The sequence below is a fragment of the Aliinostoc sp. HNIBRCY26 genome (genome assembly GCF_050235535.1).
Lineage (GTDB): Bacteria > Cyanobacteriota > Cyanobacteriia > Cyanobacteriales > Nostocaceae > Trichormus.
In genome coordinates this window covers 4,556,272-4,576,769 of record NZ_CP189852.1, presented here as the reverse complement: position 1 = coordinate 4,576,769, position 20,498 = coordinate 4,556,272, and the positions used below count along the sequence as shown (strand labels likewise).

Sequence of the window (20,498 nt, the reverse complement as noted above, 5' to 3'; positions counted from 1 at the left end):
TTAAATTTAGTAAGACTTATTTATTGATAAACAATAACAATTTTCTGCTATTTGTTTATAATCTAAACTATCAGCCAGAATTGACATAATTTTTAACCCACGTCCCCGTTCTTGATGATTTTCCTCAAACTCTGATAATTCTTGTAATTGACGTTCTAAATCAAAGGGTTTACCCTGAGAAAGTATACGTATTTGTATAGATTTTTCAGAGCGATAAGCTTCTATATTAATCAGAGTTTCTACGGATAAACCTTGATGGGCGTGTTCCACAATATTAGTAAAGCCTTCTATTAGTAAAGTTTGACATTGCCACCAAATTTCTTGTGTGATTACGGGTGGTTGATTAAGTTGCTCAAACCAAGACAATACAGACGATAAAGCCGTAATATCTGTATTGATTGTTAGGAATATTTTATGTTCCACTGGTTATGTATTCAAATATTTATTTTCATCATAATTGAAATCATTTAATTTAATTTACGTATATATACTATACATTTATCTGCAAATTATATGTACTTTAAAATTAAAGGAATATTTAATTATAGTAGTGTTGAATGTTCTTGATTTATGAGAAAAATTTTAATTATTGATGATGACCCAATTGTTAGAGCAGCCTTAAACAGAACGCTACAAAAACAGGGTTATGAAACTACTGTTGCCAGTAACGGAGAGGAAGGAATTGCTAAAGCTCAATTATTGCGTCCCGCTTTAATTATCTGTGATTGGATGATGTCACAGTTAGATGGTTTAGAAGTGTGTCGCCAAATTAAAGCCAATCCAGAACTAGCTACTACTTTTTTTATTTTGCTCACAGCTAAAGGTGCAGCTCCAGGGGAAGAAGAAGATAGAGTTAGGGGATTAGATGCTGGAGCCGATGAGTTTATTTCTAAACCAATAGAAATGAGCGAATTAAAGGCGCGAGTCAGAGCAGGACTGAGACTATATCAATTAAATCAAGATTTACAAAGCCAAAAACAAGCCTTGGAAATACTCAACCAAGATTTACAAACCCAAAAGCAAATTTTAGAAACAGAATTAGCTGAGGCGGCTGATTATGTGCGTTCGCTCTTACCATCTCCACTTGAAGGTGCAGTCACTACAGAAACATTGTTTGTCCCTTCAGCCCAGTTAGGGGGTGATTGTTTCGATTACTATTGGCTTGATGATGAGCATTTAGCAATTTATTTGTTAGATGTATCAGGACATGGCGTGGGTTCTGCCTTATTATCTGTATCTGTATTGAATATTTTGCGATCGCAATCCCTAAGCAATACTAATTTTTACCAACCTAAAGAAGTTCTTAAAGCTCTCAATCAAGCTTTTCAAATGAATAACCACGGTGATAAATACTTCACAATTTGGTATGGAGTTTATCACCGTGTCAAACGTCAATTGATTTATGCTAATGCTGGACATCCTCCAGCTTTACTCATATCCGGTACATCAAAAACTACCCATCAGGTTAAAAAACTTAGCTCTTTCGATTTGCCAATAGGTTTTTTGCCTGATGTTCACTTTGAAGATGCTGTATTTGAGGTTGAAGAAAATAGTACCTTATACATCTTTAGTGATGGAGTTTATGAAATTAATCAACCAGATGGCAGAATTTGGAGCTTTGATGATTTTCTCGACTTACTAATAGAATATAGCAATGTCAACAAATGTTATCTAAAACAAGTTCTAGAACACATTATGAATTTAAATCATCAAGAGAAGTTGGAAGATGATTTTTCTTTGTTAAAATTTCTGTTTAGTTAAGGTAACTTCTAAAATATCTGTTTTATTCTGTTACCGCCAAAAGTTGACGATGAAAATCATCTTGATCTAAAAAAACTTGAAAAACTCTATCCATTTTAGTAAGTTCAAATAACATTCTCACTTGGTCATTGATAGAGCATACAAAAAGTTTGGCATTAGAATTGCGTACTAGTTGCATTGCCGATACTAAAGAGCCTAAACCAGAACTATCTATAAATTTAACCTGTTTCATATCAATCAATAAAATTTCTATGCCATTCTCTAAAACCTCACTAATTTCACGACGCAACTGATTACCTCTAATACCATCTAAAATTCCCGCAGGTTCGATTACTTTGAATGTAAAACTCATGTTGGATTTACCAAGTATTTAATATTTGTATTTCACTATTTTGGCACTATTCTGCTATAACGGCAAGTAGACAATCAATTTCATCAAAAACAACTCAATTTATTTGATTAGTTGAGTATTTCTTTTTGCTCGACAAAGCATGAAAGAAGCTGGCATTAACCCATTGTCTAGCGATTTCAAATGCTTCAAAATAACCGTCTTTTTGTCCTAACTCCCGCGCCCAAAATCTAGATAAAACAAGGATAGCATCAAGCTGCATAAAAGCTTTGTTACTCTCTGATTCATAACAACCAATAGCAGCAATTTTTTCTTCAATGACTTCAGTAATATCTACGAAAAAGTTAGGTTCAAACCCACGTAAAAATACGGGAGGTGCAGAATACCACAGAGGAATGTTTCTGCGCGTAGCTACATTAGAAACTGCGATCGCACACACTTCATGATCTCTGTGTCCATATTTTTCCGGTTGTGGTGCGTGAGTAATAATTAAATCAGGTTGCCAACGGTTAATAGCATCTTCTGTGACTTTAATAACTGTTTGTGTTGAAAAAACACACTCTTCCAGAGCATAAAATTCATAACTTGCTCCGATGATTTTACCAGCGTCTTCTGCCTCTTGATGGCGTGTACCTTTAATAGATGAACTAGAAAGATTACCCTCAGTCAAAATCAGACAACGAATGTGCCATCCTGCTTGAGACATTAAACGTAAAGTGCCAGCAGCAGGTAAAACTTCATCATCAGCATGAGCGTAAATAGTTAAGACAGTCTGCTGACTGCCATTGTTTAAGTTTAAATCAGTGTTCATAGTTATTTTTTGCTTCTATCTAAAAGTTAATATCTTGCTTTTATCGGAAAAAGATAGGTTCAAAACCGGACTTGCGTCCCGCTACGCTAACGCCCCTGGTGGGCGAAAAAATCCTTGTTTCCCAAGGTAGGCTTCGCCGTGAGCGTCAGCCGAACGGTAAAAACCCCACCCCTTGTGGGTGGCTGAATTAATTGCGAATTGCGAATTGCGAATTGCGAATTGGTTTTATTCTTTTGTAGGTTGCCAAAAAGACGCACGTATAATCACCCATAAAAGCAGCAAGTTATAAATAGCCCACACACTATTAAGTACGTGAACCCAAGGATTGTTAAGGTGTCCGGTAGCGAAGCGGAAAATGCTCCAAAGTATGCCTAAGATAGTTAAGACAAATACAAGTAATTGCGGCCAAACCAACTGGAGATAGATACCTGCTTGTCTTTGCTTGGGTGTAACTTGAAAATTAATTTTTTGTCCTGTAAAGACGCTCCAAACAGCTTGAATTAACAGGGGAAATAGAGCGATCGCATATTGTTCAGAACGCCAAACTTCACTAGCCGGAATACCCCAAGTAGCGGCTAAAAATGTCAAGCGATTAATCATAAACGCAGGGAAGAAGTGTAGAGCAAAATCAGCCCCATAACTTTTAACCGGAACAATATCTGTGAAAAAATAAATAATTGGGCAAGAAATAAAAATTAAAGTCGCAAAACCAGAAAAATAACTATACATCGTCTTAAAGTATTGCAGACGTTGCCAAAATGTTAACCCTGGTTTCATCAAAGGATTTTCTCTGAGTAGCACTTGGATAGTTCCTTGCGCCCAACGTAAACGCTGTTTCAGAGTAGAACTGAGGTCATCTGGTGCTAAACCTTCTGCTAATAACTCATTGTGATAAACAGATTTCCAACCAGCACCATGTAGACGCATAGCTGTGTTCATATCTTCTGTAATACTGTTGCTGGATACGCCACCTACTAACTGAAACTCATCTAACCGTTTTTCATCTTTGGCAAAATCATCAGCAAAATATTGTAGTCCCACATTAATCAATGCTTCCCGGCGCAGAATGGCATTTGTCCCTGTATAAAAAGCGGCATTCATGCCATCTTTGCCTTGTTGTAGCGGCCCATAAAATAAACTTGCTCGATGTCCAAAGGGGTCGCCTGTAGGAATGTTATAAAAATCTTGTGGTGTTTGTACAAAAGCAATCCGATTCTGCTCATATTTACCTGTGAAAAGATTATAGGTGTAAAAATATGGCAAAACTCGTTTGAGAAATTGTGGTTTGGGTATATGGTCGGCATCTAAAGTTAAAATAAATTCTCCAGAGGTTTCTCCAGAGAAAATCGCATAATTAAGATTGCCTGCTTTAGCATGGTGAGGTACGCCGACAGGTTTTGGTCGAGCAATGTAACGAAATCGAGCCAATTCAACTAATTCTAGTTCTTTTTGAGCGATAGCTGCTTCTAACGCTTGCTTTTCAGTTTTGAGACGTTCAGCAATACTTTGATGAGTGGGAGGTAGCCAAAGAATCAACTCTCGCAGACTTCGCACAACCGAGCCGACACTCTGATCTTCCCAATTGTCAACTTGTTCTGATTCTTGTAACCACTGTTCAGCAGCTTGAGTATTAGATGTGAGATTTTCTAATTGTTGCAGACGTTTTACTAAACCAGAACGTTCTGCATCTATTTTATTAGCCTCTTGTTGTAATAGTGGTGATTGTAAATCTGCAATACATAACCTTTCTGTCATGCTTCTCATGGCCGCCGAGTTACCATCATCCAGTACATAGACTCGCAATTTATTTGCCGGGTAATCTATTGCTAAAGCCGCCTGAGCCGTTTTTTCTACAATTTCCGGTGGCTCATTGTAACAAGTAATAAATACATCTAAACTAGGCCAGTCAACTTGAGGTAAGGGTGGAGTCATTTGGTCGAGTGACTTAATCTGCCTTACTAAAGGTCGCCACAACCCAATGACAAACATTAAACCACCGCAATAGCTATATATTTCTGCTAATAGTAATGGAATCGAAAGCCACAGTACATCAAAATTAATTGAATGAGTAATTCGCCATTGCAAATACCAAAGACCAAAAATTAAATTGATTTCTGCTAGGTAGCGAAATAATAAAGTTCTTTTTTTTAATCTGGAACGGCTATTGCCGGAAAAATTTGGGGAATTACCAATAGATATAGATGCCATTGTATAGGAATCCGACTTGATTATTAACGGGCAACAGGGAACAGGGAACAGGGAACAAAAGTGTACGGAGTTTTTTTCAGAAATCAAATATGAGTCCTATATTACTTACCTCCTCACACTATTTCCCAGCATCGTATTGACTTCAAATTCATTATTCCCTAATGCAATTGATAACTAACGACCTCAATAGCGAAAGTGCTGCTATTTTGAAACTCTCAAATTTTCACTACTAGAAATCCAGTAACTGCCATGAGTGTCAGTAATTAACCTAGCTGTTGATTTAGGGATGCTTGGTAAACCGCGACCAGAATTGCCTTGCGCCACAGCTTCCCACCAAGGAGATTTGATGGCAGTAGGACGAATTAAGGGTTGGTGATTCATCACTGTGTACAGCAAAGACTGTAATATCATGCTGTTGGTGCTGCCTGTAAAACCAATGGCTGTTTTACCTGTGGTTTCGTAAAAGCCTTCGTAAAAGCCTGTCAGTGGGTTATATAAATCAGTTGTGGCTGGGAATAGCTTCTGGCTATATTGATTGTCTGGAAACAAGGCATGATAGGCAAAAGCTACGGCTGTACTTACGATTCGCGCTTGAGGTACAGCTTGACCATCATCGCCTAAAGCCACCCAAGGCTCACCTTTGCCAGTAATGGCACTGTGGATAGTGTAAGGCTTGCGGTCTATGAGGGTAGTAGCTGAGGCTGTCAGAGTTCCGCTACGGCGGTAACGTTCGGCTTGTGCTTGGAAAACAGGTTCAAAGAGCGATCGCATTTTTGGATCTAAGCCAAATTCCAAAGCATAAACTAAGAAGGGATTGCTGACTGTATATTGATTAATCTGGGAATTTGTATCAGTTCGCTGACGCTGGGTAGGAACTTTCACCCCTTCTACTAACGCAGTTTGATATTCACCCCCAACAGCCGAACCTTCAACATCAAAGCCCCACAGTTGAAAAGCACGCGCCGCATATTCTTCATAACCTAAGCGAGTTTCCGGGTTAACACGGGTAAGGGTACGCCCTGCTTGATCTTTGGTGACAGTAGCACTAGATAAAATCCCATCCCTTACTACCCGCAGATATGACCAATCTAGGACAATTTGATCAACTGCTTTGGTGTACTCTGGATGATAGCTTTTTAAGTTGTACAAGGCCGCTAGCAGCCTACCTAAATCAAGGGCAGACCAACCATTACCTTGAGGAACAGGATTTCCACCATAATCTATTGCTTGGAGCGATCGCGTATTGTAACCCCGATTGGGCAATTCGCCAGCAAATAAGGGTAGTTTACCTAACGCTGCTAACAAATGGCGAGTGCGTTGATCGAATTGTTGAGCAGAGATAATCTCAAGCGATCGCGCGGCGTGTAATGCTGCTAGATAATCTCCTAATCCCCAAAGAGTTGCCCCTTTAAAGTCGCTGCGATCGTCTATCAGTCCACTGTTAGAATGATAATTCGCTTGAAAATACCTCCATGCTGCTTCTGCATAACGTCGTTCAACTACTGTTAAGGGTCGAGTTAGTTGCAGGTGAGAAGATGAATCTGGACTAGCAACTGGGGGAATGGGTGCAACCGCTACCTCAGCAGTATCCGTAGGGGTTTTAGTCGGAGTGCTAGAAGTTGGTGGAGTTGTGGGTGTCGCCGCCGGAGTATTGTTACTAGGCGGTTGAATGGGTGTAGTGGTAGCAGCAGAGGCAATTAAAGGGCGATTCCCTCTAGCTTTGTAGTATAAAATTTCTAAAATTAGCCCATTGGTATTACCTGTTAAAGCTTTATTTGGTTGTTTTGATTCCTCATAAATGCCTGCATAGTAACCATCATCATTAGGACTACGCAGATCCTTGACAGCATCAACAAGTTTTTGAGCATAAGCATTATCTGGAAACAGATAACGCCAACCAAAAGCCGCTTTTGTACTAATACTGCGAAACTGAGGGTAAGGTTTGTTTTCGTCGGTAATTGTTGCCCAGTTGTTACCGTTAGCGTAAACAGTGTTGTAGAGAAAATAGGGTGCTTGGTCAATATTATCTTCTGTAACTGCTGTCAATTGACCTGTAGTATCGTAACGTCGTTTCTGCACATCCAATACCTTAGCAGCGAAATCTGCTAATTCACCTTGCAAACCAAATTCGATACCATCAAGGATGTAAGACTCACTGACAACGTAATTATTCGCGTTAGTGCTTTGAAAATCGCGGGTATCAACGGGAATTTGCACACCGTTAATCTCAACCATTTTATATGGTTCCAAAGCCAAAGCTTTGGGTGCAGAGAAACCCCAAAGTTGATAACCTCTAACGCCATATTCCTCGTAACCGAGTCGCCCTTCTTGCACTAGCAAGGTTTTGTTATCTGGAAGAACTGTAGCACCAAAAAGTTGTTCATCTTTGAGCGATCGCCCTACCTGCCACTTAGCTACAATTCCTTTGAGCCAATCATTATACTGTGGGTGACAAGTGCGAATCACATCAAACGCCGCCAGTATGCGACCTATATCTAAAGCCGACCAGCCAATCCCTCTTGTCGTTGGATTGTTACCATAATCAACCATCTGTGCGGTCGCGGCGTTATAGACTTTATTCGGTAAGGCATCCTCAAACAATTTCAGGCTACCTATAGTCGTCAAAAACTTATTGAGACGAGCATCAAAGTCTGCTTGATCTGTCAGATTCAACCATCGCGCTGCATTCAATGCCATCAAGTAATTACCCATATCCCAAAGCGTACCCGAAGGATAACCGCCGGTGGAGTTGGTAAATCCTGTTGCTGGCTGATAATTTTTGACAAAATACTGCCAAGCCGCACGAGCATAAGTTTGTTCTTCAGGCGTAAGCGGGGCAGTAATATTACTACAACTATTAGATTGGGATAAGACTGGTGTGGGAATGTAAAACAATAATTGCAGTAATGTCCCAATTAAGAACAATGCAATCCATCTCAGCAGCTTTTTTTGATGGTGCTTGAATAGCATAAAAGAAAGAGTTAAGGAAGTCTTTGGGCGATCGCACAGATGAGTGATGCTAGTGCATGATATCTGAAAAAACTCGGAACATCAGGGTGAATTACACGGAAATTTTTTAAGGTTGGTCTTGCATGAGTTACAAATAGAATTATGGTAAGTTGTTATGCGTAATAATTATTTATAATTTTTTCAAGAAAGAGAAAAGAAAACTTCTGATCCCAAACGTCTTAATCCTGCAAATTAGAAAATCATCAAACCGAATGGCTATGAGAAAATAGAGAAGCCGCACATTTTTCTGAGTTTTATGATGACAGTAGACCTATTTTCCACTCTAAAAAGCTTGCCTCGCACAGAAAAATTGAAAGTTATGCAGTTTTTGATTGCGGAGTTAGCCAGAGAAGAAGAGCCAACCTTACAAGATGGAGCAACATACTCTGTTTGGTCGCCTCTCAATTCACATGAAGCAGCTCACAAACTAGGTCAACTGTTGGAATCGGATCAAACATTTTAAAATGCTTAACGTCCAGCGATTTCAATTTACACAAGGGTTTGATACCTTCGGTGTTCCTGATGCACTGCCTCTGTTACCGCTATCTATGTTTGTTTTTATCGTTCACAGCTTGCGTTTGAAGTCCGTCCGCAAACCTAAAACTGTAGCAAAAAGCTTATCTATCCGTGCTGCTGTAGCTAATGATCGCGCTTGGTCAGCATTTCAAAAGCTAGCGAAGTCCTGCCCAAACAGTAAGGGGTTTGCCGACTTGCTTATACAATAAGCTTTCTAAAATTACACCATTATTATTTGCGGTCAGAGACTTATTCGGCTGACGCAGAGATTCATAAAAGCCGTTGTACCAACCGTCTTTAGACTTGAGGTTAGTTTGCACAAAATCAAATAATTGACGAGTGTAAGCAGTATTATAAAGTACGTGCCAGCCAACCGCAGCTTTAGCACTGAGAAAGCGTAAATTATTATGCTGTTCTTGGGTATCGGTAATTGTTGCCCAAGGTTTGCCGTTCACAAACAAGCTGTTATAAACAAAGTAAGGCGGACGGTCTAAATTGTCTTCTGTCAGGGCAGTTAATTCTTTTGTTGCTTGATAACGAGCCGCTTGAGCAGCTAAAATCCTATCTGCATAAGCTTTAGGTAATGCCTGAAACCCTGTTTCCATGCCATCGAGAATATAAGGTTCGCTGAGAACGTAGTTATTTGCACCTGAGTTTTTAGCATCGCGGCGGTCATAGGGGACTCCCTGACCGTAGAGATTGACAAAGGCGGTATTAGATTTATAGTCTAAGGCTTGCTTGACATCTAATCCCCAGAGTTTTAAACCGTAGGCTGCATAATTCTCATAACCCAAGCGGCCTTCCTGGTTATATTGTTCTTTCCCTTGCACAACAGCTGTACCATACATCTGTCCGTTTTTGGTGAGGCGTTTGACTTGCCAATGCTGCCAAACCTTCTGCACAGGCGATCGCATTTTAGGATACTTGGCTTCGACAATCTTCAGCCATAATGCCATGCGTCCTAAATCAATGGCTGACCAACCGATTTCTTCTCGTTGATCTAATTGTCCGTAATTAACAGGGGTCAGGGTTTTACTGTTGTAGACTTTGTTGGGTAGTTCCCCTTTGTATAAAGATAATGATGCTAGAGTTCGTAACATCTTAGTCAGCTTTGCTTCAAATTCTGCCCCTGAGATAATATTCAACTCTCTAGCACTTACTAAAGCGGCGATCGCGGCGGCTTGATCCCACATAGTCACAGAAGCAAAACCATCAACAGAATTAACTAAGCCAGTTTGATCATTCCAGTTACGTTGGAAATATGACCAAGCCTGACGCGCAGTTGCCATCTCTACTGCATCTAGTTTGCCGACTCCAGGGGCTACATAAGGTGCTTTACTAATTGTCAGTTCACTCGGAGGAATGGCTTTCCCTGGTAAAATTACGGATTGAGCATCAAGCTTTGCTACTTTTTGCGCTTGAGTTTCCACCTTGGGGATAGGGGAATCAGATTTTGATATTGCTGGCGTTTGGGTATTCAGAGAGATTTGTTCAGACCAAAAATTTAAAGTGGCGATCGCAATTATTGCAGTAACCACCCCTCCCACAGAAGCTAACACGGACAAGCCTTTTGGCGGTGGTTGAAAATCAGAATCCATGTGGTGAAAAGCCTTATTTTAAAATCAGTTTTGTTTTAAAATCCTTAACAAATTTATCTTTCCCAACTTCCAAAGCTAACTAACAAACAACCGTGCTTAAAACTTGACCCGTAACTGTCCTGTGAAAGAGTCACCACCGTAAGCACTTCCTCCTGTATCTTGTTTACGCACATTACTAAAGTTATAACCAAGGTCAGCTTCTATTTCAGGTGAAACTTTGACTGTACAGCGAGTTTGATAAGCATTAGCGTGATCAAATTCGCCATTGAGTCTTTGCTGTCCCAAATTTGCCGATAGGCGACAGCGTAAGAAATTGATCATATTTCCCTCCCAAGCCACTTCAGCGTTGTATACCAAAAAATCTGGTGGGGAAAAATAGCCACTTGTGCGTTCTACATTGCGATCGTAACTCCAGGTAAATAAGTTAGCTGCCACAGAAAATTGTCCGAATTTGCGTTCTAGTCTACTAAAAGATTGAATTTCAGAATTACCATCGCTGTAATTACCTAAACGCAGTGATGAGAACAAACTAGTATTACCATCTATTTGCCAATATAAATTCGGGCCAAAACGCCAAGCACTAATTTGATTTTCTAAAGTCCGAGCATTAGATTTATATGGTTCTTTGTCTAAGTTGACTGATAGTATTAAACCTGAAACTAATTTTCCTGAAGCAGAAACTTCCGGTTTGACAATTGGGGATTCCACCTGAGCATTGAAGTTGATAGCAGTAGGTAAACGGTTGAAGATATCAATACCTGCTGCTGTTTGCATGGTCACTTGTCCAATTTTTCCTTGCCAACCTATTTTTAAAGGAATATTGCTAATTGACTCTACACCGCGTTGCTCAAAAAGGTTAAAACCTGTACTGAAGAGTATTTTATTGCCATGAGGTGAACGAAATTGGAATTTTGGTTCAATGAACAAATTATGTTGACCGAAATTATCTGTATCATTACGAAAGTTAGTTTCGATGCTTTCTAAAACAGCAAATGGTTTCACTGGTTCAGAAGCAGTTGGGGGTGGAAGAGGAATTGGTGTTGGCTTTGGTAATGGTTTCGGTATTTGTAACCCAGGATTGAAATTCTCAGGTGCAGCGATTAAAAGAGGTTTTTGCGCTAATCTAGATGGTAGTTCTTGTGAGTGGTTGACCTTAACATCGGTCGTTGGCAAACCAAGTTTTTCTGGATGATCTACAAAAATCACTCTTGTTGCTGATTCTGAGAACGTTTTTCTACCCTTATACGCCTGTGCTACTTGTAAATTAGTTAACAATAATGTCCCAATGCTCAGGCTCCACACTACCAAACATTGAATTTGTCCCATATTGATGCCGTCGCCTATCACGGCTATTAAGTTTATGCTTTACAGCAGTTTGGCATAAGTTCCTAAAATTGCTCCAAATTCATAGAATAAGTGATTCCTACAGGTTGTCTGATTTGGGTTTTGACTGCTTGGATAATGGCATCAGCATCTATTTTGGCGGCGTGGAGTAATTCGGCAGGAGTGCCGGAAGTGGGCAGATCGTAGACTGCTAACTTAATTACTTGCAGTTGTGGCCCGTCATAGTTGGAAAGATCACTACTCCCTACAAAGGCATCCAACACAGCCGCACCTAATCCGCCTTCACTCCAGTGGTCTTCCACCACTACTAAATTACCTTCGGTATCGTGGGCGGCTTGATGTAGGGTAGGGACATCAATCGGTTTGACGGAGTAAGCATCGATGACACGGACTGTGATACCTTCGGTTTTTAGACGATCATAAGCTTTGAGGGCTTCGTGGAGGGTAATTCCCGCACCAATGACTGTTGCTTGGTCTTGGTCGGAACTACGGATGACTTTACTCCCACCGATGGGGAATTCTTCTTCTTTTCCGTAAATAACTGGTGTACTTTCTCTTGTGGTGCGGAGGTAAACTATACCATTGCGATCGCTCATTTGTTCTACTAATTTTGCTGTCTGATTGGCATCGCTGGGATAAAGTACCGTGCTACCACAAACAGCCCGAAAAGCCGCTAAATCTTCTAGTCCCATCTGGGAAGCCCCATCTTGACCAATGGAGACACCTGCATGAGAACCGACTAATTTGATATTGGCACGGGAGACGGCCGCCATCCGCACGAAATCATAGGCACGAGTTAAAAAAGCCGCAAAACTAGAAGCAAAGGGCTTGTAATTGCGTACTTGCAAACCTACAGCCGCCGCTACCATTTGCTGTTCGGCAATGTACATCTCAAAGTAGCGTTCTGGGAAGGCTTCTGCGAAATCTTCAGCGTAAGTAGAGTTGCTGACTTCGGCATCGAGGGCGACTACTTGCGGTTGTGCTGCGCCCAAGGCTTTTAAGGCATCACCATAGGCGCGCCGAGTGGCGACTTTTGAGCCTTTTTCGTAGGTAGGCAGGTGTAAGGGCTGGGGTGTAGCAATGGTGACGGGTTGCGCTTGGGATTCTGGGTTGCTGACATGAATAGTAATGTGGCGTTCACCACCCAATTCCGCGATCGCTGGTTTTTCGGCATCCGGTTTTAAGGTTTTACCATGCCAACCACCTAAATCTTCCAAAGCAGTGACACCTCTACCCTTCTTTGTGCGGGCAATAATGACAGTCGGGCGATCGTTAATACTCTCAGCCGCACTCAAAGCTTGATCAATCGCTGTCAAATCATGACCATCTATCTCAATTGCCTGCCAACCAAAGGCTCTAGCACGGTTAGCATAGGCTTGAGTGTTCCAGCCTAATTCTGTCTGACCCCGTTGACCAAGACGATTGACATCGATAATGGCAATGAGGTTATCTAAAGTATAGTGAGCCGCATGGTCAAACGCTTCCCAAATAGAACCTTCCGCCGTTTCACTGTCACCCAACAACACCCAGACATTATAAGGTAGCTGGTCTAAATACTTTCCTGCTAATGCTAACCCTACACCGATGGGTAATCCTTGACCTAATGAACCTGTGGCAACATCCACCCAAGGTAAAATCGGTGTGGGATGACCTTCTATGCGACTTCCTAATTTGCGTAACGATAGTAATTCTGCATCAGTGATGACTCCCGCCGCCTTATACATAGAATAAAGCAACGGTGCAGCGTGTCCCTTCGAGAAAATCAAGCGATCGTTATTCGGATTGTGGGGATTGTCAAAATCGTAGTGGAGATAATTAGATAACAAGACCGCCATGATATCTGCTGGCGACATGGAAGAAGTAGGATGGCCTGAACCAGCGACGGTTGTGGCGCGAATACTATCTATTCGCAATTGTTGCGCTAGTTCATGCCATTGGTGTAGTTGCTCCTGTGTGGTCACGTCGCTTCGCTCCGAATTCAAAATTCAAAATTCAAAATTCAAAATGCTCTACGGGTACTCCTGCAAAGAAGCAAGCTACGCGTAGCGTCTTGTAGAGAAGAGAGAACTTTAGTTTTCTCTCCGAGACGCTCTGCGAACAGAAAAGGACTAAAGTCCTGACTACGAACTGAAGTCTAGTATTTTTACATTGCTTAACTTCAGTAGTTCTACTATTTATTGCAGTTTTGATTCTGCAAACATTATCTTTTTGAACAAGATGTTTATCTTTCTATCTCTGTTAAATCTAAATTCTTGATATAGTTATTACTTCCTGCCAATGGAATAATCACTAATTATTGCTCAAGGGATATAAACTCAAATTTTGTTACTGCACTATTATCAGATGCAGTGATTGATTTGAACTGTCAAACTCTTTCTCTCTGCAACTGGAGGGTGAATCAAAACCCAGTCTATTATTTATCCAAGTTACGGAGAAAATCAAATAAATAATGTGCCATTTTTAATTTAGAACAGGGTGCAATTTTCATTTGCTGCCCTTGACTATTTAAAAATACTGCTTGATTGTTATTACTACCAAAACCACTATCAGGTTGATCAATAGGATTAGCGACAATCGCATCTAATTGTTTACGCTGTAATTTTTCCATTGCTGGGGTAATGATATCGCCAGTTTGAGCAGCGAAACCAATTAAACGCTGATGGGGCTGTTTGAGTTGGGCTAACTGGGCGACAATATCAGGGACGGGTGCTAAAGGTAGGCTTTGGGGGAGCGATCGCTTGGGTAGTTTTTCTGGGCTATAATCTTTGGGCTTGACATCAGCGACAGCCGCAGACATGACAATTAAATCTGCGGTGGGTAAATACTCCAACATTACTTGCTGCATTTCTTCTGCACTAATGACGGGAATGGCTTGTACTCCTAAAGGTACATCCCAATTAGCTGTGCCATGTACTAAAGTTACCTTTGCACCTCGATGTAAGGCGGCTTGGGCTAATGCTAGTCCCATTTTCCCCGTCGAGGGGTTGCCGATAAACCTAACGGGGTCTAGATATTCTCGCGTACCGCCAGCACTAATTAAAACTTGCTTCCCGACTAAATCGCGTTTGCCTTGGGTATGCAGTAGAGAATGAATATAAGTCACAATTTCGGGAGGTTCTGCCATTCTACCGGCACCGACGCGATCGCACGCCAATAATCCCGATGCGGTACTCATGCCGTGATATCTACTATCTCCTAATAACTGTTGCCAATTACGCTGTACTGTGAGTTGTTCCCACATATCAGTATTCATCGCAGGTGCTAACAATACGGGACAGGTAGAAGCTAATACGGTATTAGTCAGTAAATTATCTGCCATCCCATAGGTTAATTTCGCTAATGTGTTAGCTGTGAGTGGCGCAATCAGCAATAAATCAGCCCACTCTCCCAACTCAATATGCAATGGACGGGCGTGAGTTGCTTGCCAAAAATCACTATCTGTGTATGCGCGATGGCGGGAAAGGGTAGATAAGGTTAGGGGTGTAATAAATTCCTGTGCAGAATCGGTGAGGATAACGCGCACTTCTATTCCTGCTTTAAACAGTGTGGAAACCACCTCACAAACCTTGTAAGCTGCAATACCACCACCGACACCAATGAGAACCTTGGGTGGGCGATTTTGAGGATTAGTCATAGGAGTAATGAGTGGTGAGTGCTGAGTTGTGAGTAATGAGTAATGAGTAATGAGTGGTGAGTGCTGAGTAATGAGTAATGAGTAATGGGTAATGAGTAATAAGTAAAAGTCCAAGAAATAAAAATACTTTTTTACTCTAGGATAAGCCTTGCGGCGATGAGACGCGTAGAGCTTTGAAAAAAATGCGTCCTTGTTTCAATCCTCTAGTCTTAACTACAGGGTTATCCTCAGCACTCACAACTTACAACTCACAACTCAGCACTCACCACTCACCACTATATTGATGACAAAGCCGCAGCAAGTGACCATACACTAAACTGCGGCGTACTGTACTGGATGGGGATATGGTTGGAGGTTATTTTCGCCTAACTTGAGCTTCACTTAATTGCCACTGAACTCTTGACATAGGATAGAAGTTATTAAATTTTAGCCCCCAGTTTTCTTGACTTTTTCTATATCAAGATAGATAGCAAATAGTTGAGAATTGCTGTAGATTAGACATAACCCCCGCACTTATGCCTCATCATAGGGTTCCAGGTCTAGGAGATGGATGTAGGGTTCGACTAATTCGGGACGCTGAAACGCGATCGCTCGCAGTAGATGCCAGTCATTTAAACCCTCAAAAGCATTACTGTAATTATCCATTTCCAGACGAGTAGCTAGTTCTTCTACCTCTGCTGCGGTCATGGCCGCGATTTCTTTCTTGGAAATGCTCAGAGTCGTCATCATGCTTGCCCCTCCCTTATGCAGCATTCGCACCCAGCACGGGTCAAGTGACGCTAAATAGTGCCACCCAATCTATATTACTCATTAGATGGCATGAATTTCCTAAAATTTTTCAGGATTTGTACCATATTTTGTAAAAAGATTGTAACTCAGACTAAGCAATTGTCTTGATAATGAAATTCCGTGCCACATCTAACATTTCCAAATTAATTTCATGTCCTGTCTCAAACTCGTGATATTCAACTGCTACCCCCAAGGATTTTAATGTTTCCCTAGACCTAGAAGCTGCTTGTAATGGCACAACTTCATCCCTTGTGCCGTGCATAATTAAGGTGGATGATATCTTACTATCTGGGGAAATAGCGTCAGGATGTAAATACCCACTCATCACGACTAACCCAGCTATGGGCAATTTAGAACCAACATCTAAAGTCATCGCCCCTCCTTGAGAAAATCCACTCAAGACAGTGCGTGATAAAGACACGCCTGTACTAGCTTCTAAGGACAACAAAAAGTCTGTTAATATTTGCCGACTTTCGTCTAATCCTTGATACATATTCTCAGCCCTTAAATCGTACCATGCTCTACCAATAGCAGAATTGGGAAATGGATATGGGGCATTGGGGAAGATAAATTGGTAATTAGGTAATTGGAAATAATCTAATAAATATGCGACATCTTCAGCATTAGCACCCCAACCATGCAATGTGACAACTAAGCCTGTGGGAGTTTGGGAATTTGCTGGAGGAAAGGAAAGATATTGCAAAGACACAGAGTCCTACTCCTGAAATTATGTTCTTGATCATCTCGTTATCTTAATAGTTATTACTGAGCAATTTCTTAAAAACTCATCTTCTTATACCAATCCACTAAAATTCTGATACAGATCCAAACCCAGAAACCCTTGTCAAATCAGGATTTATCAATTGCGTTAGCGAAGCGGGGCGAAGTCCATTGCGAATTGCGAATTGCGAATTGCGAATTGCGAATTGGTATTAGAGTGTCTATCACCAATCACGATACAGTTTTTGGGCAAGAAACATAATTTCTTCGTTGGGTAGGCGAATCTTGGCTGGCTGACGAGGGTAAGATGTTTCGATGGCGTGTGTATCTTGCTCTATCACTGTTTCCACTGCATTTAATACAAACCTTCCCATTAATGGTTGCAAAATTGGGTGTTTGGGTTGGCTGTAGACTAAAACGAAAGTTTTAGTTTTAGTCGGGGTTTCTGGGTACAGTGCATGAATTTGCAAAATTTCTCCCAGGGAAAAATCTGTACGGAATGTTGTTAAGGACGGGAAGGCGTATTCTAATACACCTGTGTAAGTCTTAGGTGCAGTTAAAATTACGGGGTTGCGAAGAATATCATTCCAGGTTGTATCCTCACGGTCTAATTCCTGCACAACCTTTGCCCAATAACCATCATACTCAAATACGGGGATGCGATTAGCTTTAATACCAAATAGGTCTCGATGTGTACCGCTTTGGTGGTTGTAGTCATAATTAATAGAGATACTGTCCAAAAAAGTCCCGTTAATACTTTTTTCTCCGGCTACTCCCAAAAAGTTCATACCTGTGCTGACTTTAGAGATTAAATCTGGAACGGGAATTTTGGGATTATAACCGCCGTATGTCCAAATACAATCGTCTTGAATGACTAGTTCTAAAGTATTGAGTAGGGGTTGACTTCCCACTTTATCTGCATTGTGCAGTTTTCCTTGCCCATCAAACTCTAACGCATGGAAGGGACAGGCGATCGCATTTCCGTTTTGACAAATCCAGCCGTCTGATAACGGTGCTTGCATATGCGGACAGACGTTATCCAACGCAAACACTTCACCTTGTTGATTTTGCCAAAGTACATAGTCTTTTCCATTCAAGGTAATTTTATAAGGTTTATTAATGCCCAACATGGAACGATGGGCAATTAACCATGGTGCGCCAGGCAAAATTGCTTCCATAGGACTCTCCCAAGAATTATGTCAGTGGCTCAAATATCGCCACCATCAGAGTAAAATTGTGACAAAAGTTTCATATTTGATTTCAAAATACGACACATTATTCATATTTGTCAACTATGGTGAGGAATAAACTAGAAACTACCCCAATGCGTCGTCAACCGCAGCAAAAACGCTCTCAAGAACGCGTCGAGAAGATTTTGCAAGCAGCCGCAGAAGTGTTTGTAGAGGTGGGATATGAAGCTACAACTACTCATATGATTGCAGCCAAGGCTAAAACGGCTGTTGGTTCGCTATATCAGTTTTTCCCTGATAAATTAGCAATTTTTCATGCTTTAGAAGCGCGCCACATGGAACAAGTGACCAAGATTAATGCTGAAATGATGCAGTCAGCAGACAAGCAAAAGCCATTGTCAGTGTTTATTGAACGCATGGTGAATACCTATGCAGAATACTTTGAAAATCCCATGTCCCGTATTGTGTACATCCAGTATTTTGTTGCGCCGGGGATGTTTCAGCTATTTGACGAAACTTTCAATCAGCAGTTAATTCAACAACTTGCAGCCTTTTTTTGTGAGTGGAATCCTGAGTTAGCCGTCGAAAAAAGCGAATTTTTAGCAGAGACGGTTCACATTTGCTACAACGCTTTACTTCTCAATGCTTTACGCCAAGATAAACAGGAAAGACAAGCCCGTTATGCTGAAATTAAGGCTTTATTAATCGCATATTTGACACCGCACGCACAGCCAACAGCGACACAGGTAATGAAAGTAATGATATGTCCGCACTGTCATTCATCCAGGTTATCGAAAAATGGGCATCGTCACGGGAAGCAACGCTATCTCTGCAAAGACTGTGGTAAACAGTTTTTGGAAAGGCTTAATGTTTAAGGAAAGAAACTTAAATTAACAAATGCAGTCGTCAACTGAAATTTCTTTTATCTTCGTATATTTAACCTGAACTCAGGTTTATGAAAAACGTGGAATTGAAGATGGCAAACCGACTCGCATAAATAATCTGGCGAATGCTTGAGAAAAGTGTTCTAAGTAAGGAGATTTTAATCGCCACCGACAATCTATGTTCGTAGCGTATTTCAAAATATATTCGTAAGGTAAGCTGTATATTTCTCTAAAATTTACAACTAAAGCCTCCCTATTATTGTCAGGGTTAGTTGGCGATGCTAGTAGATGTAAACCCTCTATCCTCCCCGCTAAAACCTCATTCCATTTGCCCTTTTTTTGAAATGCTGGGTTCGCTTCCTCAAATTCTGAAATCAGATAAATTGCACACACAACTACTTGACTAACCTTTTTGTTGTCTAGATCACAACTTTGAGTTAAAACAATTAAATCTAATTCGTTTACTTCTACTTCTACGGCTTGAGTTTCATTGTCTTTGTTTCCGAAAGTTGTGGGGTCAAATAATGGTACTGGTACAAGACACCCAGGCAAGTAATCACCTTGCCTGAGAGTCGGTTCATTTATCTGCACCCAGAAAGGATCTATCGTCATTCTTCGTCTAAAAGATAAGGCAGAGGTTTTTTACGCCCTGTGAACTTGGCACGCATAAACACCTGCTCTGAGCGTTTTGGTGGAACTGAATTGTAATCTACTTCACCAATATTTTTAATATACTCTAGGTATTCTTTAATTTGACTCAAAACTTGTAAAGCATTTTCAGTTACTTCTGCTATTTTTCGTCCTTCGGGACTTTGTAACTGAGATGTAGCTCTTGGTTCAAGTACAATTAATTTGGGTTGGTTTGAGGAATGATTATTCCGTAGAGGAGTTATTGTAGCCATCAGTTAATCAACTCCCTTGTGTGTTCTGTAATGCAAGCTTCAAATGCTTTGTTCTTTTGTTCGTGCATTTTTTCCAAAACTTCCCAAAATTCTATTTCATCTTGTGGAATATCCTGTTCTAGAAATAGGTCTAAATCCAACAGTATAGAAATAAAATTTTGTGTAGGCGGAGGAACTAGTGCTTGATTGAGAACAAGTATTGTTGGTAGTTGCTCTTGAGGAATTTGTAGCTGCATAAAGTAGCCACTTAGTCCTTGCGGTAAGTCAGAGGAAACTTCGGGAAATGTCCTTAAGTAATTGTTTAAATCGCTAACAGGTAAGGGAATATCTAGCCTGTTAATATACCTCAATGCTAACCGAGTAATTACAACTGGATTTGTCAACGACTGATAGATACTCCACAGCCGCTTGGCTTCATCTCGGAATCTTTCCCAGCAGTCGTAGGGAGCAAGTCTACTGAATGTTAATCCATCCAATCGTACTTGAATAATTTGTTTTTGATCATCACTGAAGAATCGATAACCGATTTGAGATTGGCTCGCTGTCGCCCCAACACTAGCACCAGCAATCATTTGCCCCTGAAACACAAGTATTTCCTCACGCCTGGGGTACTCAGCTTGAATGCTTGAGTACACCTGCGCCAAAACATCAAGTTTAACTTCTTGTGGAAGTTGAACTTGTATGTCAATCAATGCTTCAGTGATTGGGGCGCGTGAGTAGTGTTTTTGTGCTTGCATACTAGTTATAGTAAACTCCCTATGTCAACAGGGGCAATGTAATTTA

18 protein-coding genes are annotated in these 20,498 nt (G+C 40.9%); 3 read left to right on the top strand and 15 right to left on the bottom strand.

Features of this window, described 5'->3' with window-relative positions:
- Positions 1-6 precede the first annotated feature (6 nt).
- Positions 7-423, bottom strand: coding sequence for an ATP-binding protein (locus ACQFX9_RS19420; protein ID WP_427157794.1), 417 nt, complete (start codon positions 421-423; stop codon positions 7-9).
- A gap of 147 nt (positions 424-570) precedes the next feature.
- Between ACQFX9_RS19420 and ACQFX9_RS19415 the strand changes: the two genes are divergently transcribed.
- Positions 571-1,761, top strand: a complete 1,191-nt coding sequence (locus tag ACQFX9_RS19415) for a PP2C family protein-serine/threonine phosphatase (protein ID WP_427157792.1) — start codon at positions 571-573, stop codon at positions 1,759-1,761.
- Between the two features lie 22 nt (positions 1,762-1,783).
- Here ACQFX9_RS19415 and ACQFX9_RS19410 read toward each other — a convergent pair whose 3' ends face one another.
- The 4 genes from ACQFX9_RS19410 to ACQFX9_RS19395 form a co-directional block, all read right to left on the bottom strand.
- Entirely contained in the window at positions 1,784-2,113 is a 330-nt protein-coding gene (locus ACQFX9_RS19410) for an STAS domain-containing protein (protein WP_427157790.1), read from the bottom strand.
- 94 nt (positions 2,114-2,207) lie between these two features.
- On the bottom strand, positions 2,208-2,921 hold the full coding sequence (locus ACQFX9_RS19405; protein ID WP_427157788.1) for a PIG-L deacetylase family protein: 714 nt from the start codon (positions 2,919-2,921) through the stop codon (positions 2,208-2,210).
- A gap of 225 nt (positions 2,922-3,146) precedes the next feature.
- Positions 3,147-5,129 carry a glycosyltransferase gene (locus tag ACQFX9_RS19400; RefSeq protein ID WP_427157787.1) on the bottom strand — a complete coding sequence of 661 codons (1,983 nt, stop codon included), beginning with the start codon at positions 5,127-5,129 and terminating at the stop codon, positions 3,147-3,149.
- Between the two features lie 201 nt (positions 5,130-5,330).
- Positions 5,331-8,099, bottom strand: coding sequence for a DUF3131 domain-containing protein (locus tag ACQFX9_RS19395; protein ID WP_427157786.1), 2,769 nt, complete (start codon positions 8,097-8,099; stop codon positions 5,331-5,333).
- 295 nt (positions 8,100-8,394) lie between these two features.
- On the opposite strand from ACQFX9_RS19395, the gene ACQFX9_RS19390 reads away from it, so the two are divergent.
- Positions 8,395-8,601 (top strand): hypothetical protein, encoded by a 207-nt coding sequence (locus tag ACQFX9_RS19390; RefSeq protein WP_427157785.1) that lies wholly within the window; start codon positions 8,395-8,397, stop codon positions 8,599-8,601.
- 208 nt (positions 8,602-8,809) lie between these two features.
- Here the strand turns inward: ACQFX9_RS19390 and ACQFX9_RS19385 are convergent, their stop codons facing one another.
- The 7 genes from ACQFX9_RS19385 to ACQFX9_RS19355 form a co-directional block, all read right to left on the bottom strand.
- A complete protein-coding gene (locus ACQFX9_RS19385) occupies positions 8,810-10,252 on the bottom strand; it encodes a DUF3131 domain-containing protein (RefSeq protein WP_427157783.1) in 1,443 nt (480 codons plus the stop codon).
- Between the two features lie 96 nt (positions 10,253-10,348).
- Complete coding sequence (locus tag ACQFX9_RS19380) at positions 10,349-11,578, bottom strand: hypothetical protein (protein WP_427157782.1); 1,230 nt, start codon at positions 11,576-11,578, stop codon at positions 10,349-10,351.
- Between the two features lie 62 nt (positions 11,579-11,640).
- A complete protein-coding gene (locus ACQFX9_RS19375; protein WP_427157780.1) occupies positions 11,641-13,557 on the bottom strand; it encodes a transketolase in 1,917 nt (638 codons plus the stop codon).
- A 452-nt stretch (positions 13,558-14,009) separates the two neighbouring features.
- Positions 14,010-15,230, bottom strand: coding sequence for a bifunctional phosphopantothenoylcysteine decarboxylase/phosphopantothenate--cysteine ligase CoaBC (gene coaBC, locus ACQFX9_RS19370; protein ID WP_427157779.1), 1,221 nt, complete (start codon positions 15,228-15,230; stop codon positions 14,010-14,012).
- A gap of 513 nt (positions 15,231-15,743) precedes the next feature.
- Positions 15,744-15,956 carry a protein IsiD gene (isiD, locus tag ACQFX9_RS19365; RefSeq protein WP_103136895.1) on the bottom strand — a complete coding sequence of 71 codons (213 nt, stop codon included), beginning with the start codon at positions 15,954-15,956 and terminating at the stop codon, positions 15,744-15,746.
- A 154-nt stretch (positions 15,957-16,110) separates the two neighbouring features.
- Positions 16,111-16,728 (bottom strand): alpha/beta hydrolase, encoded by a 618-nt coding sequence (locus ACQFX9_RS19360; protein WP_427157777.1) that lies wholly within the window; start codon positions 16,726-16,728, stop codon positions 16,111-16,113.
- A 235-nt stretch (positions 16,729-16,963) separates the two neighbouring features.
- Complete coding sequence (locus ACQFX9_RS19355; RefSeq protein WP_427157776.1) at positions 16,964-17,917, bottom strand: Rieske 2Fe-2S domain-containing protein; 954 nt, start codon at positions 17,915-17,917, stop codon at positions 16,964-16,966.
- A gap of 116 nt (positions 17,918-18,033) precedes the next feature.
- Here ACQFX9_RS19355 and ACQFX9_RS19350 point away from each other — a divergent pair, with 116 nt between their 5' ends.
- On the top strand, positions 18,034-18,804 hold the full coding sequence (locus ACQFX9_RS19350) for a TetR/AcrR family transcriptional regulator (protein ID WP_427157775.1): 771 nt from the start codon (positions 18,034-18,036) through the stop codon (positions 18,802-18,804).
- Between the two features lie 78 nt (positions 18,805-18,882).
- Here the strand turns inward: ACQFX9_RS19350 and ACQFX9_RS19345 are convergent, their stop codons facing one another.
- Genes ACQFX9_RS19345 through ACQFX9_RS19335 form a run of 3 tightly spaced genes read right to left on the bottom strand, consistent with a single transcriptional unit; the run spans position 18,883 to position 20,452 of the window.
- Positions 18,883-19,425 (bottom strand): hypothetical protein, encoded by a 543-nt coding sequence (locus ACQFX9_RS19345; protein ID WP_427157773.1) that lies wholly within the window; start codon positions 19,423-19,425, stop codon positions 18,883-18,885.
- Positions 19,422-19,715, bottom strand: a complete 294-nt coding sequence (locus ACQFX9_RS19340; protein WP_427157771.1) for a hypothetical protein — start codon at positions 19,713-19,715, stop codon at positions 19,422-19,424. Before ACQFX9_RS19340 ends, ACQFX9_RS19345 begins: the two co-directional genes overlap by 4 nt.
- Positions 19,715-20,452 carry a TIGR04255 family protein gene (locus tag ACQFX9_RS19335; RefSeq protein WP_427157769.1) on the bottom strand — a complete coding sequence of 246 codons (738 nt, stop codon included), beginning with the start codon at positions 20,450-20,452 and terminating at the stop codon, positions 19,715-19,717. Before ACQFX9_RS19335 ends, ACQFX9_RS19340 begins: the two co-directional genes overlap by 1 nt.
- Positions 20,453-20,498: the final 46 nt, after the last annotated feature.